Here is a 15,554-nt window from a genome sequence, read left to right as displayed (position 1 = left end):
ACACAGAATAGCACAGTGATTCTCATCTTCCGGCGCCCGCTAGCGGACAAAAAAAACAGCGTCGCCGGGTATGGTGAAAGTCTCGGTCAGAAATAACTTGATGACCAGAGACCCAAAACTCCAGCGCCAGCGTGAGCTCTGAATGAATCTGGAATTGCTTCACAGTTTGACTTAACCAACTACCACTTTGTCGTAGCGAAGTTGTAAATATCACTTCAGTCCGGTATACAGAGGACTACAGAGAGTTTTGCTCAAGCACACCCTGTTATGAAAGCGAGTTTCTCTGCACTTATGTGAGCCGCAAATTCAGCGCCGCTCACAAGTGCTGGAAAAAACAGGGAAAAATTATCGGAGAGTGACTATGTCGACCAAATATTTTAGAAGTCTGATTGCGCTGGGCGCCATGATACTGGTGGTAGGCTGCGTGCAAACCAAACCAGTGCCGAGTTACGCCCGCGCAGGCGACATCGTTATTGTTGGATTAGGTGGAGTTGAACGAAACTCCAACGGGGCCAAGGTGCTTAACCCAAGCGAACTCGATATTACTATCACCGACTCAGAAAATTCGGTTTTTGAGTTGGACGCACTGCAGGTCTTCAAGTCCTACCCCGACCCCGCCGCAGTCGTGAACGCTGAAGCTATTAAGGGTAACGCGTTGGGGCTGGTGCCGTTTGATGGCGGTTGGTTCGCGGCCGTCTTACTCACTGAAGTGGGAAGCGGCACACCGCTGCCGCTGGCAACGGGTCCAGCGACGGTTAATGTCTCATCCACAAAACTTGAAAATACCGCTTTCCTGGGTGAAGGGGATCTGTCCAGCTTGCCACTAGAGATCCTCCCAGGTCAGTCCAACGTGGACGGTCAGTATCTCCAGCAGTTTGCGAGTTATGCGCCCACCAAAAACAGATTTTTACTAGCCCCGGATACTCCCGCGGACTTTGCCAACATCGGTGGTGCTTTTCTGTCTGTAGAATATTACGACGATAGTTATTTCAACAATGGCATAGAGCCGATAATTTTGCCTTCCAGCCACAACCCCTATGTCCAGCTGAGCTACAACGTAGTTGATAATGGCAATAATACTGGCGTCATCAATATTATCATTCTCAACCCTCAGGGTTTCGTCCCCGCTAACACGGGCACCAATAACTCCTCCTCAGTGAATGATTTGGCGGTGACGTTGGTTTACTTCGCTTTGGGCTCTAGCGCCCTTCCCGCTGTCGCTAAAACCCAGTTCGCTCTGGATACATCTGCCAGCTATTACATAGATACCAGCGGCGCAATCATCGAAGGGCTGACACCAGTTCTCACCCACGCCAGCGACTTGTGATAGTAACTTTATCCAAACTCCGGCGGCACTGAGCTAAAGACCCATGAATCTAATACACGCTGGCCTTCCCCAAGGCCGGAAAGGCGGAAGTTTGGGCGCGCACGCCCGCGCGCTGGCACTGCTAGCGACCGTTTTACTCAGCACCAACGGAGTACAGGCAAGCGGCCCCATTTATGCCGACGGTGACCTGGCGCCTGCTGGGGCTCCAGACGGAATCATTAACCTGGGCGACTATCAAATAGCCCAAGACATTGTCCTCAGCGCCGATACGCCATCGCCTCTGCAACTGGCCCACGGAGATGTGTTCCCGCCAGCCGCGCCAGACGGCAAGATTAATATCCAAGACGTATTACACCTGCAAAACCAGCTGCTCTCGGGCTCGACTGCGCTTGCTTTCGTAAAGACCATAGACCTTTTTCTGGACGGACCGGCGGAAATCTCTAGCCCGCTTGATCGCAGTGCTAGCGTTACGCTTAGAAACGGGGGCTTTAAAGCACCAGGCGCGACTGTCGTGAACAACCCGTATGCCATTGATTCTGACGACCCGGACAACATCGTCTGGCAGGTATCTGTCAGCGGCGGCGTTGCCAATGTGTACCTGAATACCGGCAACCTCTCCACCGACCCGCTATTCGATACCGGCTTCGACTTTTCTGGCAACGGGCAAGGCCAGCTGGTTTTCGATATCAGGGTCAACAGTTTGTCAGCCAATGCAGCGCTAACCGTGAAAATGGACAGCGGCTACCCTGCGCTGGGCCAGAAAGTGCTATCGCCCAGTCAGTATCAACTGGGAGAGTGGCGCCGTGTGTCCGTCAGCTTCGCCGACCTGCTGGCGAACCCGGGACCCGGCGAAGGACTCGACCTGAGCGACGTTGGCAACGCTTTTGTGATCGAGGTGACCGGCGGCGATGCAAGTTTCGATCTCGACAATATTTTTGTCAGCCAAGCCTGCAACGAACCTGACGCCTGCAGCGCACAAGTCAAAACAAAACCCGAGCCAGCTATATTTTCACTGATATGGAGTGACGAGTTTGACGGCACCGCTTTATCCAGCGACAACTGGGTTGCGGAAACTGGCTACGGAAGTTTTGGCTGGGGCAACGATGAATGGCAGTTATACACCAACTCTTCAGCCAACCTGTTTGTGCAAGATGGCAATCTGAACATCGTGGCGCGCTGCGCGCAACCGCCAAACTGCGGCAAGCGCAACGGCACTATCACCTCAGCACGTATCAACACGCTGGGTAAGTTCGCCTTTAAATACGGGAAAATCGAGGCGCGACTGAAACCCCCGGTCAGCACAGGGATGTGGCCGGCATTCTGGATGTTAGGCTCGAATTTCCCCTCTGTCGGCTGGCCCCGCACGGGCGAAATAGACATTGTGGAGATGAACAATAACTACTCCGATGAGAAGACCACACATTTCACGGTGCACTATTGCGACGACCGCCGCAGTCCGGCACCCTGCCAATTTGACCCAGGCTGGCAATACGACTCGCAGTTCAAAAGCTTTCCCTATTCTCTAGGCGATGACTACCACATCTTTTCAGCCGAGTGGGACGCCAACGGCATCACCGGCAAGATAGACGGACAGACCTACTTCTATCGCGCGATAGACCCCGGCTATATGACCGAGTTTCTGGAAGAGTTCTTCACCATTTTGAATGTGGCGGTGGGCGGAACCCTGGGCGGCGCTCCTGACGAAACGACCCAGTGGCCCCAAACCATGCTGGTAGATTACGTGCGCGTGTATCAGGCCGATGATGGCGAGGGAACCTATACGCTTGGCGCCGGGCCTACAACTCCCGAGCTGGGCATCTACTCAGAAACGCACACCGATGGAGTCCTGCGGTACGCTAACATCATTAACGGGGCCGACTTCGGTGGCAATCTTACCAATACTAGCGAAAACAGCACCGCTGTGGCACCGGCAGATGGCAACGTCGCGCTAGCTGCGGACTACGTGAACACAGGCAGAAGCTATGGCGGTTTCATACTGAACTTTGGCTCCGGCAGCGATATGTCTGCCTACCAGTCCCTGCGCTTTGCGATCAACACGTCTGCTATGCCAGCCTTTGCAGACATGCGCGTCCAGCTGGAGAGTCCGGCCGGGGGCCAGCCTGCTCCCAGGATTCAACTGGCAGACTATACACCGGTCAGCATCAGCGGTAACTGGGCCTATTACGATATTCCGCTGCAGGATTTTGAGGGACAGACTGCTTTGCTGTCGCTTACCAGCATCATCTATCTCGGCTTCTGGAACCCCATTTCTGCCGGCGGACAGCTGCAATTTGGCAGGCTGTACTTTGACGATATCCATCTGGCGGGTGGCGAATAGTTAGCACCCGTAACCCGGGGCGGCTTTTCCGCGCCCTGTCTGAGTATGCTGTTTGTCTCTGCCATTGCCCTACTTCCAAGGCGACATATGGCTATCCAATAACCCTTTGTCTCGGCTTTTGAGAACAAGTGTCAGGATTCTTTACACTTTTCCATTTGGCTGTTTTGCACTCTTCGGCACATCCCTGAGCAGGCGTGTAGTCTTTCGCAACCACGATACGGTGAAACGGACTGTGGATCGGATGAAAATTACACGTTTTGAGAAATTCACTAACTGAAGCCATCAAAACGTAGAAAATCGTCACTTTCGGGCCTCTAACGACGAATAACAGCGAAGCCGGTAACACGTGAACGACTATATTGCTGTCAATTAAGTTGACAGTAGCGCGAGGGGAAAAAATCTAGAATATAATTAAGCTATATATATCAATAGTTTATATTTTTTGGCACAAAGTATGCATTAGTTAGACTTGTAACTAGAAAGTTTGGAAGCGTTATCAAGTGGCTTCAGGGGTTCCAGAATGAATTCTTGGCAATTGGCCATACGATGCGTATGAATATAGACTCCACCGTTGGGTGGCGAAAACATAAAAGGTAACGGATATGTTGAAGAATAAATTTGTTAAAACAGGACTGGCAGTAGTAGCCATGACCGCAGGGATGTCATTCTCAGCGCTCAGTAGTGCGGCTCTGCAAAATGGCGGATTTGAGGATGGCGACGCTTCCAACGGCGATTTAGGCGGAGCAAGCGGCTGGACTAGTTTCGAAACCGTATTCACTAACGCTACCGACGGCCCCAATTTTGGCCCGGTTTCACACGACGTTGGGGGCACTCAATCGCTGAAGATGTACGGTCCGTTCAGTCCGGGGGCAGCAGCTGGTGCATTCCAAAGCATGGCTGCTGATGCAGGTCAGGCTTATGCTTTAGAAGCGTGGGTCATGAATTGGGTCGGCGATTCGTTTAAAAATCTCGGTATCCTGCAACTCAACTTCCTTGACGCAGGCAACAACAACATTGGTGGTTCACAGGTTACCGTTGATCCGTTTGGTACAGCGGATGTAGATCTGAGCATCGTTCAGGATGGAGCCGATGTGAGCGACTGGACCCAGTTGCTGGTTCAAGGCACTGCGCCGGTAGGCACCACTCAACTTGAAGTATTTCTGTTGCACATTCAAACTGGCGAGCCCTGCTGTGCAGGCGGTTCTTTGTTCTGGGATGATGTGAGCGTTTCTGAAGTACCACTTCCTGCAGCCGCATGGTTGTTCGGTTCTGCACTGATGGGTCTGGTTGGAATGTCACGTCGTCGCAAGAGCTAAGCTTCTGCAACACGTTTCAACGTAAAATAAAGCGCCGGCTTTCTAGCAATAGAAGCCGGTCTTTTTTTGCCTACAGTTTGGCTAGCCTCAGCATCACAGCACTCTGACACAGCACAATTATCGGTCCTTCTGCGAATCGCTAGACTCGCGCAGCACAAGCACTTCCAGCGTCATCATCAAGCACTCGTAGCGCCAACCCTGATTGTGCTAATCTCTCGCCCGTTATACACAAACCCACTACACCCTCATCGACACGACTCTCACAACACCACAAGGACCCACCATGTCTGACCTTTTCCAAGCGCTGAGTTTCGCCAGCGGCAAGTCTATGAAAAATCGTTTTATGCTGGCGCCACTGACCAATCTGCAAAGCCATGCCGATGGCGTATTGTCGGATGACGAATACCGCTGGTTGACCATGCGTGCCGAAGGCGGCTTTGGACTGACCATGACCTGCGCGGCGCATGTGCAGGCGATTGGCAAAGGTTTTCCAGGCCAATTGGGCTGCTTCTCAGACCACCACTTGCCCGGCCTCACCCGCCTCGCTGACGGTATTAAGGCCAACGGCAGTCTCGCCATCGCGCAATTACACCATGCCGGTATGCGCTCGCCTGAAGAGGAAATTGGCGAGCGGGCGGTCTGCCCTAGCGACAACGAGGAAACCGGAGCGCGTGCCCTTACTCTGCCTGAAGTGGAGCAGGTAGCCGAGGATTTTATAGCCGCCGCAGTGCGCTGCGAGCAGGCAGGTTTCGACGGTGTGGAACTGCATGGAGCCCACGGCTACCTGCTGTGCCAGTTCTTCAGTGACACCATCAATCAGCGTGATGATCGCTACGGCGGCTCACTGGTGAACAGGACACGCATCCTATTCGATATCATTGATGCTATTCGTGAACGCTGTAGCCCTGACTTTATAATGGGTGTGCGCCTGTCACCGGAGCGCTTTGATATCAAGCTAGGTGAAATTCTGCAACTGTCACAAAGGCTGATGAGCGAAGGCAAAATCGACTTTCTCGACATGTCACTATGGGACTCCTTCAAGGAGCCCACCGAAGAGGAATTTCAAGGGCGCTCGCTGTGGTCTTATTTCGCTGAGCTTGAGCGAGGCAATGTTCGACTGGGTACGGCAGGTAAGATACGCAACCCGGCAGATGCGATTCGCTGCATTGAATCCGGGGCCGATTTTGTGATGCTGGGACGCGCCGCCATACTGCACCACGACTTTCCTAACCAGTTGGCGGCCAACGCCAGCTTCGAGCCGGTCCGTAACCCGGTCACTGCTGACTACTTGCGTGAGCAGGGTTTGGGAGAGGCCTTCGTCAACTATATGTCGACCTGGGGCGGTTTCGTCGAAGGCTAGCGGTTACCCGAAGGATGCATTAGACATAAAAAAACCGGCCCCCGCTCTAAGCGAGGGCCGGCTCTATCCGAGCTTTTTCTTGTTACGTCTTAGCTGTTGCGACGACGTGACAGTCCAACCAAACCCATCAGTGCAGAACCGAACAACCAGGCCGCTGCAGGAAGGGGTACAGGTGCCGGTACCAGCATTTCTACATTGTCAAAGTAAGCTACAGACAGACATGTTGCAGCACCGCCGCAACCAGACTTCAGCTGCAGAGTTACACCGCCGGCAACGTCAGTTCCGAGAGTCGTGGTAAACATTGCAGTTTGCCACTGTGACGTGCCGAACAGGGGTCCGCCACTCAGAATCTCAGCTTTCGACACACCGCCACCGTCAAGCTCGGAAAACAGCTCTGCAAAAATAACACCACCATCCGCTTGAGTACCGCGATAATCAAACTTGATTACAATCTCGCTACCTGCCTGAACCACACCGATGCCACGATTGGCATTCTTAAGCAGTACGTCGCAAGGAACGCCGCCTGTATCACAGGTAGCAACACCGGAGTACGTACCTGATGAAGGGTTGTCGGTGCTAACGCCAGCTACGCCACCGTTAATTTCAAAAACGGTCCAGCCATCAAAGTTACCGGACTCAAAACCACCATCAGCAGCAATATTAACCGTAGTCGCTGCTTGCGATGCAGCGGCAACTAGTGAAAAGCCAAATGCTGCAACTATTTTTTTACCAAACATGTTTTTCATAATTATTTACCTGTCTAATATTGCTGTAGGTTAACCGCCCAAAGGCAGAACTGTATTGGGGCATCATGTTCAAACCGACTGCGAGGGCTTTTAAAAAAAAGCTCGAGTTAAACAATGTTGCCCGAATAACATTTTGCATGTGATCTGTTGCACACTTCATGCCAGTATTCCTATGTTATTGAAATTAAAGGCTTTATCGGCTAGTCCGTTAATTATCAATACTACGCTTCTGTAAACAAAGCTGACGGCCAATCTACCTACAAGCCTGACTCAAAACAAACAGATGTGACTCTAAAAGTCTTCGAAACTTTAATTAGTTGCAAGATAATTCCACCAAACGCACCAGAATGGGTCATCATGTAATTTTCGTCGGATATCAAGTCCGCCTTATCGAATTCGGCGTCACAGCGCAGAACTAAGGGAAACTTTTCACCCTCGCCAAGGTGCCTGGAGGGAGAAATTTATGTGTAAAGAAAGCTGACAGCCAACATCTGCCCGCGTATTGCATATTCCTGCCTTTGCGGAGCAGAGACTGCATGCACGTGCGGGCACTATCTCAGTACTGATCGTTCAGCGCACTGATCATATGCTCTCTGGACTCAAGGCTCGCGACAGCTTTCTGTCCCAGCGCTTTGGCCACTAATGTCATCAACCCCTCCAGCATGTTGGCGGCCAACGCCAGCTTCGAGCCGGTCCGTAACCCGGTCACTGCTGACTACTTGCGTGAGCAGGGTTTGGGAGAGGCCTTCGTCAACTATATGTCGACCTGGGGCGGTTTCGTCGAAGGCTAGCGGTTACCCGAAGGATGCATTAGACATAAAAAAACCGGCCCCCGCTCTAAGCGAGGGCCGGCTCTATCCGAGCTTTTTCTTGTTGCGTCCTAGCTCTTGCGGCGACGTGACATGCCAACCAGGCCCATCAGCGCTGAACCGAACAGCCAAGCTGCTGCGGGAAGAGGAACAGCAGCTACATCGGTGGTAATCGTTATGTTGTCGAAGTAAGAATCTACACCACAGCCTACAACAGGCCCACAACTGGCTTTCAACTGCAGCGTCACGCCACCGTCGACATCAGGTCCAAGAGTGGTGGTCCAGCTGTAAGGGGACCAACCGGCAGTCGGGAAAATTGGGCCACCAGTATAAATCTCTGCCTGGGATGTGCCACCGCCGTCCAACTCGGAAAACAACTCGACAAAAATCACGCCACCGGCGCCTTCTAATGAACCGCGCATGTCCCAGGTGATAGTAACGGGTGCGCCAGGCGTAAGAAAACCAGCACCCAGGTTAGCGTTCTTGATCAGGGCATCAACAGCCGGATCACCTACTCCACGGGTAGGGACGATAAGGTTAGCAGCGTAAGTGCCGGAAGCCGGGTTATCGGTAGTGATTTCTACCACGCCATTATTGGGGAATACTTGCCAACTGGCATTCTCAGTGCCGTCGTTAAAGGCGCCGGTTTCAAACCCACCATTAATTGCAACATCCTGCATTGCCGCTTGTGCTACGCCCGCCGCCAATGAAAATCCTACGGCCGCGAGTAACTTGGTTCCATATTTATTTGTCATCATGTATCACCTGTTCTCTTACGATTACTTTAGGTTAACCACCCGAAGGCAGAACTGCATTAGAGCGCGTAGTCCAGACCGAACGCGGAATGCAGAACACCCACTCTAATCTGCCAATGTTACTTAATTCGCACTTTACACAGTCTGTTCTGCACACTTCATGCCAATGTTTTTAAGCTACTGTATTTTATAGCTTTATTAGCTAATTCCAGAACCTTCAGTGGTAGGCCTTTGTAAACTAAGCTGACGCAAAATACTGCTTTCAGGCTGGGCCAAAACACTCAGATTGCACCGCTGGAGCCACCGGTGTGTGGATTACTTGTAATAAAGTTCCAAGAAACGCACCAGATTGGGTCATTGTGTAAATTTCATCCGATGAGTGATCCGCCTTATCGAATTTACCGCCAAACCGTAAAATCTAAACCAAGCACCGGTGCTGGATAGATAAGCCTGCAGCGCTGATTTCATGTGTAAAAAAAGCTGACAGCCAAAATATACCGGCCAGCCGTCACACCGCAATGAGTGTTTATGCCGACCATGGGCAACTCAGTACTGATCGTTCAATGCACTAATCATATGCTCTCTGGACTCAAGGCTGGTCACAGCCTTTGGGCCCAGGACTCTAGCGACCAAAGTCATCAACGCTTCCATCATAAAGACCGTGGCACCGAAGCTATTACTATAGAACTGCGACTCCGTAGGCAACATCAAGCTGAGATCGGCCCATTGCGATAACGGCGACAGATGTGAGTCGGTAATCGCAACAACACGTGCTTGCTGCTCACGGGCTAGCCTCCCCGCCAGCACGGTCTCGCGACTGTAAGGGGAACTACTGAACAAAATGATCAAATCACTCTTTCGTAATTGCGAGAGTCCCAGCGACAAGCCCTGCCCCTGGGCACCCAATTGCTGTACCTGGGCACGGATCATATTCAGCCCGTAGCTCATTAACGTTGCCAGCGCAGCAGATTGGCGGTAGCCAAACAGAAACACCCGCGGACTGGTCGCCATCCACTCGACAATCTGTTGCAGGTCTGCCGGCGCGACCTGCTCCAGTGCCCGCGTAATATTGTTACCTGACTCTTCAGCAAGCTCCTGCAACAGATCCAACGCCACCATCTTCTTTCCCTGGACGAGTCTCTCTACCTGCGAGCTGTAAAACCGATCGGGCTCTATCAGATGATTCCTGAACAAAACCTGAAACTCGGGAAATCCGGCGAAGCCCAACAGCTTGGCCAAGCGACTTAACGTTGGCGCACTAACACCCAAATCAACCGCCAGTGTAGAGATATTGCCCATGGCCACTATTTCAGGGGTATCCATCATCTGACACAGCGCACGGTAGCTCTGCTTCCCCATCGGCAGATCGACATCGCCACGTCCAATCAGGACCGGTAGTTGGCGCAAGGCCGCAAAGGACTCGGGTGGAAAAGTATAGTGAGGCGTTTTCATAATGCTTTACCTTAGTTAGGTGCGTTCACAGGTGCAGGCTCAGCTACGTGCGCGACCAGCTTTTATGTAAATATATTTTCATTATAGTGTTTATGTGGAAATAAGGCTGCCCGCAGCGCATAGTTCGATTTTTCCCGTTAGGGGAGTACCGCCAGTGAACCCAATGCTTCAGCGCCTGCAGCAGAATCTGCGCGACACCCAACACTCCGAAACTTTGTTGGTGAATCAGATAGCCAACCAGCGCGCCGCCGAGGATAAACCCATTTTCCGCTTTGGTTTTGGTCAGAGCCCCTTCCCCGTGCCCGAGCACGTGGTAGCCGCTCTGCGGGTGGCGGCTCACCGCAAAGAGTATCTTGATGTACAAGGCCTCCCGGAATTGCGCTCAACCGTCGCCAAATTCCATTCGGCGCGGCAGACACAGCAGTGGAGTTCCGAACAGGTTGTAATCGGGGCTGGCAGTAAGATCCTGCTTTTCTGCCTGCTGGCTGCTGTGCAGAACGCGGATGTCGCCCTCGTCGCGCCAGGCTGGGTATCGTACGAACCACAGGCTCGCCTGGCAGGTCATCGTGTGTATCATTTGCAAACCGAGTTGGAGCAGCACTGGCGTGTGACGCCAGAAATGCTGGAGCAGTTTTGCAGTCAACGCCGTGATCTAGAACGTCCGTTGTTTCTAATACTGAACTATCCCGGTAATCCCGATGGCCTGACCTACTCGGGTGAACAGCTTGCTGCATTAGCCAACGTCCTGCGCAAACATGGTGTCATGGTTATATCGGACGAGATCTATGGACTGTTGCACCACCGTGGCCAACATGTGTCGATTGCCGACTATTATCCAGAAGGTACGATGATTACCAGTGGGCTATCAAAGTGGTGCGGAGCTGGCGGCTGGCGGCTGGGTATTGCGCATATCCCTGTGCAACTGGGTGCTGACTATATGCAGCGCGTTATCGGGGTGTGCTCGGAAACCTTTTCGTGCGCGCCGGCGCCCATTCAACATGCCGCGGTCGTGGCCTACACTGAAGATGAACGCTTGCACCAATTTCTGCAGCAGCAACGCTCCATTCTGGCCGACACCGGCCAATCGTGCGCCCAGTCACTGCGCCAAGCGGGTGTGGCGGTACATGATCCCGAGGGAGGCTTTTATCTGTTCCCGGATTTCTCTGCCTATCGTGACAAACTTGCTGCCTGTGGTATCACCAGTGGCGCGGAACTAACCCAAACAATTCTTGAAGATACCGGTGTCACCCTCTTGCCCGGCTCAGCTTTTGGCATGCCTGAGAGCAGTCTGACCGCCAGACTCGCTTATGTTGATTTTGACGGCAGCCAAGCACTGGCTAATGGCAATCAGTACCACAGCAACATGGAGGAAGGTATCAAGCGACTATGCAACTGGCTACAGACACGCACGCCAGGCGTCTCTGTAGCCAGCGGGTGACTACCCGGCTGTGATCACGTAACCACGGGTTGGGGATGCGCCGTCCAGAATCGTATGGAATACGGCATCTACATCGCTGAACGCGTGTTCCTCAATACTGACCCAATTATCGACTTCGGCCAGAAAGGCCTGTGTGGCTTCGCCAATTTGCTGCTGGTAAATCTCTGGGCCTAGCTCCTCGTTACGCTTAACAATCTGGCTGGGAGCAAAAAACATTTGTGGCTTGGCTCCTGGCATATCATCGCTGCCCTGACCAAGACCCGACTCATGGTGGGTTACGCCCACTCCACAGCTACATAGCAAATTATCCGCCAGATGATGATGCAAGCGCCGCAACACGTCACCATTACCAGACATATCTACATAAGCACTGGCGGCCTGTGGCAGGCTTTCGACTTCAGCGTAGGTCAGTACTTCATTATACAAACCCAGGCCTTTGCAGAAATCGACATTACCCGCCGAAGTCAGACCGATCACTTTTTTACCACCGCGCCGCTGCAGCATAAACGCCAGACCAAAAGCGGTTTTACTGGAGGCACTACCAAGAATGACTGAGTCAGCACCAAAGAAGTCATTGTCTGCCAGATAGTCATCCAGTACAAAAGAGGTTGTGAAAAGCGGGCGATACAGCATTGCGTGATTATCCAGCGCCGGGTCAAAACCATTGTCTACTGTCATCTTCGAGTACTGGTTATAAACGATAGGTAGTTCAGCGCGGTGCTCCGCGGCATCAAAAAAACCTCGTTCGGTTACTCTCTCTGGTTTAACCAGCAGCTCTGTAGACATAGGAAAGTAACCGTAAAACCGATCACCGACCTTCATACCCGGGTGCTCGCTGGACTGCACAGTGGCAATACCCCAAACCGGGATACGCCCCCAACCCGCTTCGGCAGGGAAGAAATTCCAATAGCCGATAATATCGCCTGCCACACCATAGGTAATATTGTTGGCAGTCAGTGCAAACTTGTCGACCCGCAGAACGGCTTCCCCAGACGCGGCGACCGGGGTTACGGCGGAAGCCATCTTCGCTTCTGCGAGATTGCTACGATTGACCAAAAAGTCCTGTGACATGATGTAACTCCTGAGGCGATACAAACTGTGCATGTATGAGTGAAATGGTGACCTGCAGTATAGTCAGATCTGGCGGATATAGAAGGTATCAGCGCCGATCCAAAACCGCCATCGCGCTCGCTATTATGGTACCGAGCAGAGCCTATGGCTGTGTCGTGCAGTTGCGCGTAACGACTAAAGCTCTACGCTAATACTGTTGCTGACACGCACGGCTCTGGCTCTCGCGTCCTCAACATCAGCGCCCAGCGCCAACCCCACGCCCAGCCTGCGTTGGCCCGATACCTCTGGCTTGCCAAACAACCGGAGATCGGTGTCTGGCTCTGTGAGCGCCGAGTCCAAACCTTTGTATACCATGCTCGTGGAGTCGCCGCTCACCAATACGACACTGGATGCCGCCGCTCCATGCTGACGAATCGCGGGAATAGGCAGACCCAGGATGGCACGCGCATGCAGCGCAAACTCGGACAAGTCCTGCGATATCAGAGTGACCATTCCAGTATCGTGGGGGCGCGGCGACACTTCGCTGAAATAAACTTCATCGCCTTTGATAAATAGCTCGACGCCAAACAAGCCCCAACCGCCCAGGGCTTCTGTAATCTTATTGGCTACCTCGCGGCTTTTACTCAACGCGGCATCAGACATCGCCTGCGGTTGCCAGGACTCACGGTAGTCGCCCTCCTCCTGTCGATGTCCAATAGGCTCGCAATAGCTCGTGCCATCACGATGGCGAATAGTGAGCAGGGTTATCTCATAATCGAAATCTACAAAACCCTCTACAATGATGCGGCCGGCGCCGGTACGCCCCCCCTGTTGAGAGTAGTCCCAGGCATGGTCCACATCGTCCATACTGCGGACCAGACTCTGCCCCTTACCTGATGAGCTCATGATCGGTTTTACAACGCACGGCATCCCAATTTCATCAATGGCATCCAGGTATGCTTGCTTATCGTCCGCGAAGCGAAACGGTGAAGTCGGAACGCCAAGCTCCTCTGCTGCCAAGCGGCGAATACCCTCACGATTCATAGTAAGTTGGGCCGCACGCGCTGTAGGAATAACGGTGTAGCCCTCTTCTTCCAGTTCAACCAACGTATCCGTCGCGATGGCTTCAATTTCCGGGACGATGTAATGAGGCTTCTCGGTTTCAATGATCTTACGCAGAGCCTCACCATCAGTCATCGAGACCGTATAGGAACGATGTGCTACCTGCATCGCGGGCGCATTGTCGTAACGATCCAGGGCGATAACCTCGACCCCAAGGCGTTGCAGTTCAATAGCCACTTCCTTGCCCAATTCACCGGAGCCGCACAGTAAGACCCTGGTAGCAGTTTTGGATAATGGGGTACCGATCTGTGTCATAACAATCTTTCCTGTCTTATCAGTGACGCCGCAGCGGTCAACAAGTTGAGCGTATATTATGCCAGATTTGAGCGGTGTGTTTGATAGCTTGCTGAGCTTTAGGGAGCCTCCGAAAATACACCGGCGATCTACCAATCCAGGCCCTACTGGGAGAATATAATCGCCGACGGCTTACGCAATAAAATGGACGAGGGAACCATGCTCCGCAATGAGGCTTGGTTCAGGTGTCGACACCACGCAACTCAGGTAAACTGAGCGCTTGATGAGTGGAGGCTAGCGCATGGGGTTTGTACACACCTTCCTAACCACTAAGTGGTATTGGGTCAGTGTTGCATTATTGGGGATCGCTCTCGAAACAGTGGCGCTCTATTTCCAATACCAAATAGGCGATGAGCCTTGTCAGATATGTATTCACGTACGTATCTGGGTTGCGGCGTTTACACTGCTTGCGCTCATCATGTGCGTCCTACCCAAGCGCAGGTACCTATATATCACGGGCCATTTATTGCTGATTGGCGCAGGCTTTGGTCTCTGGGAGCGTTCCTGGTACCTGTACCAATTAGAAAATGGTATTGGCGCGGGCAGTTGCCAGTTCTTCCTGGGCTTTCCAGATTGGTTCGCCTTAGACCAGTGGCTTCCGTTCATGTTCGAGGTACGCAATCTTTGCGGCTATACACCGGAGCTATTTGCAGGGGTCAGCATGGCCGAAGGCTTACTAGCTTTTGCAAGCGTGGCTATACCAATGGCTATCTACGCGCTCTACCTGAGTTTGATTTCCCGCCCTTCGACGGCCGACCACGATTGAGCAGTGCGGATATGCTAATGCGACAGTGCCCAACAGACGCTTAGCTCCCAGTCTCTAGGGGATGATTTTTACTAGAGGGCCTTTAACGTTCATTCTGCTCGACAAATGGTGCGATTTGCGCGGTGAAATACTGCGTTCCACTTACGCTTATTTTGTCGATGGCCAGAGTCACCATTATCTCCTCGCCCGACCAGGTTACTGCATTTATCGTCGTTTTCACTCCGAACACGTTACCGTGACCCGTATCCATATACTTTGCCATCCCCTTGAGATGACCAACACGGTGTTCATCGGGGATAATTGTGCTGGTTATGCTGTGCTTCAAAACCGACTCACGACGGAAGCCGAATAAGGCTTCTGCCTTATTGTTCCATTGTACTATGTGACTGTTGGTATCAATCCAGATAACCGCATCCTGACAGGTATTGAGGATGTCGCCTATAAGGTCGCGGGTTTCGGCTGAAGTTATCATCATAATTAGAGCTATTATTTTAGGGTCTGCCGGTTATTGTTGCCTCAATAGTAGGCGATTACGGTGCGTATTTCACTTGCACCTACGTTACTTGCCGAGCTTTATCGTTTATTTGAGACACTGCTCACAGACTAATCGCCAGCCACCGACAGACGTCGCGCACGCCGCCTGGCGATGTGCGTAAAAAACCCCGTCACTCATCGAGTAACGGGGTTTAGGATTAACCGGGGGCGCGCACGCCGCCTGGCGATCCACATAAAAAAACCCCGTCACTCATTGAGTAACGGGGTTTAGGATTAACCGGGGGCG

The 15,554-nt window shown here is 52.5% G+C and carries 13 protein-coding genes; 7 read left to right on the top strand and 6 right to left on the bottom strand.

Annotated features, from left to right (window positions below):
- Positions 1 to 361: 361 nt before the first annotated feature.
- From EYC98_RS19005 to EYC98_RS18990, 4 genes are all read left to right on the top strand, one after another.
- A complete protein-coding gene (locus EYC98_RS19005; protein WP_279246981.1) occupies positions 362 to 1,327 on the top strand; it encodes a hypothetical protein in 966 nt (321 codons plus the stop codon).
- A 91-nt stretch (positions 1,328 to 1,418) separates the two neighbouring features.
- Positions 1,419 to 3,665, top strand: a complete 2,247-nt coding sequence (locus tag EYC98_RS19000; protein WP_279246980.1) for a family 16 glycosylhydrolase — start codon at positions 1,419 to 1,421, stop codon at positions 3,663 to 3,665.
- 602 nt (positions 3,666 to 4,267) lie between these two features.
- Positions 4,268 to 4,981, top strand: a complete 714-nt coding sequence (locus tag EYC98_RS18995) for a VPLPA-CTERM sorting domain-containing protein (protein ID WP_279246979.1) — start codon at positions 4,268 to 4,270, stop codon at positions 4,979 to 4,981.
- A gap of 283 nt (positions 4,982 to 5,264) precedes the next feature.
- Entirely contained in the window at positions 5,265 to 6,341 is a 1,077-nt protein-coding gene (locus tag EYC98_RS18990; protein WP_279246978.1) for an NADH:flavin oxidoreductase, read from the top strand.
- Between the two features lie 89 nt (positions 6,342 to 6,430).
- On the opposite strand, the gene EYC98_RS18985 is transcribed toward EYC98_RS18990, so the two are convergent.
- A complete protein-coding gene (locus EYC98_RS18985; protein ID WP_279246977.1) occupies positions 6,431 to 7,087 on the bottom strand; it encodes a hypothetical protein in 657 nt (218 codons plus the stop codon).
- Positions 7,088 to 7,719: 632 nt separating this feature from the next.
- Here EYC98_RS18985 and EYC98_RS18980 point away from each other — a divergent pair.
- Positions 7,720 to 7,878 (top strand): hypothetical protein, encoded by a 159-nt coding sequence (locus EYC98_RS18980; RefSeq protein WP_279246976.1) that lies wholly within the window; start codon positions 7,720 to 7,722, stop codon positions 7,876 to 7,878.
- 89 nt (positions 7,879 to 7,967) lie between these two features.
- On the opposite strand, the gene EYC98_RS18975 is transcribed toward EYC98_RS18980, so the two are convergent.
- Positions 7,968 to 8,654, bottom strand: coding sequence for a VPLPA-CTERM sorting domain-containing protein (locus EYC98_RS18975; protein WP_279246975.1), 687 nt, complete (start codon positions 8,652 to 8,654; stop codon positions 7,968 to 7,970).
- 543 nt (positions 8,655 to 9,197) lie between these two features.
- The gene (locus tag EYC98_RS18970) at positions 9,198 to 10,103 is read right to left on the bottom strand and encodes a MurR/RpiR family transcriptional regulator (RefSeq protein ID WP_279246974.1); all 906 of its coding nucleotides are present in this window, start codon (positions 10,101 to 10,103) and stop codon (positions 9,198 to 9,200) included.
- Positions 10,104 to 10,266: 163 nt separating this feature from the next.
- Here EYC98_RS18970 and EYC98_RS18965 point away from each other — a divergent pair, with 163 nt between their 5' ends.
- Positions 10,267 to 11,541, top strand: coding sequence for a pyridoxal phosphate-dependent aminotransferase (locus EYC98_RS18965; RefSeq protein WP_279247218.1), 1,275 nt, complete (start codon positions 10,267 to 10,269; stop codon positions 11,539 to 11,541).
- Here EYC98_RS18965 and EYC98_RS18960 read toward each other — a convergent pair whose 3' ends face one another.
- Entirely contained in the window at positions 11,542 to 12,612 is a 1,071-nt protein-coding gene (locus tag EYC98_RS18960; protein WP_279246973.1) for a DUF2855 family protein, read from the bottom strand.
- Between the two features lie 174 nt (positions 12,613 to 12,786).
- Positions 12,787 to 13,968 (bottom strand): formate-dependent phosphoribosylglycinamide formyltransferase, encoded by a 1,182-nt coding sequence (gene purT / locus EYC98_RS18955; protein WP_279246972.1) that lies wholly within the window; start codon positions 13,966 to 13,968, stop codon positions 12,787 to 12,789.
- A 280-nt stretch (positions 13,969 to 14,248) separates the two neighbouring features.
- On the opposite strand from purT, the gene EYC98_RS18950 reads away from it, so the two are divergent.
- Positions 14,249 to 14,773 carry a disulfide bond formation protein B gene (locus tag EYC98_RS18950; protein WP_279246971.1) on the top strand — a complete coding sequence of 175 codons (525 nt, stop codon included), beginning with the start codon at positions 14,249 to 14,251 and terminating at the stop codon, positions 14,771 to 14,773.
- 82 nt (positions 14,774 to 14,855) lie between these two features.
- Here the strand turns inward: EYC98_RS18950 and EYC98_RS18945 are convergent, their stop codons facing one another.
- Positions 14,856 to 15,248 (bottom strand): PAS domain S-box protein, encoded by a 393-nt coding sequence (locus EYC98_RS18945; protein WP_279246970.1) that lies wholly within the window; start codon positions 15,246 to 15,248, stop codon positions 14,856 to 14,858.
- Positions 15,249 to 15,554 lie beyond the last annotated feature (306 nt).

Origin of the sequence: Candidatus Litorirhabdus singularis (genome assembly GCF_026262625.1) — a bacterium.
Classification (GTDB): Bacteria; Pseudomonadota; Gammaproteobacteria; order Pseudomonadales; family Halieaceae; genus Litorirhabdus; species Litorirhabdus singularis.
Note: the sequence above shows the minus strand (reverse complement) of the source record. Positions and strands in the feature narration are given on the sequence as shown.

Coding starts and splice junctions, on each gene's coding strand:
- EYC98_RS18975 (WP_279246975.1), bottom strand. CDS start 8,654: ATGATGACAAATAAATATGGAACCAAGTTACTCGCGGCCGTAGGATTT.
- EYC98_RS18985 (WP_279246977.1), bottom strand. CDS start 7,087: ATGAAAAACATGTTTGGTAAAAAAATAGTTGCAGCATTTGGCTTTTCA.
- EYC98_RS18970 (WP_279246974.1), bottom strand. CDS start 10,103: ATGAAAACGCCTCACTATACTTTTCCACCCGAGTCCTTTGCGGCCTTG.
- EYC98_RS18960 (WP_279246973.1), bottom strand. CDS start 12,612: ATGTCACAGGACTTTTTGGTCAATCGTAGCAATCTCGCAGAAGCGAAG.
- purT (WP_279246972.1), bottom strand. CDS start 13,968: ATGACACAGATCGGTACCCCATTATCCAAAACTGCTACCAGGGTCTTA.
- EYC98_RS18965 (WP_279247218.1), top strand. CDS start 10,267: ATGCTTCAGCGCCTGCAGCAGAATCTGCGCGACACCCAACACTCCGAA.
- EYC98_RS18945 (WP_279246970.1), bottom strand. CDS start 15,248: ATGATGATAACTTCAGCCGAAACCCGCGACCTTATAGGCGACATCCTC.
- EYC98_RS18995 (WP_279246979.1), top strand. CDS start 4,268: ATGTTGAAGAATAAATTTGTTAAAACAGGACTGGCAGTAGTAGCCATG.
- EYC98_RS18990 (WP_279246978.1), top strand. CDS start 5,265: ATGTCTGACCTTTTCCAAGCGCTGAGTTTCGCCAGCGGCAAGTCTATG.
- EYC98_RS18950 (WP_279246971.1), top strand. CDS start 14,249: ATGGGGTTTGTACACACCTTCCTAACCACTAAGTGGTATTGGGTCAGT.
- EYC98_RS19005 (WP_279246981.1), top strand. CDS start 362: ATGTCGACCAAATATTTTAGAAGTCTGATTGCGCTGGGCGCCATGATA.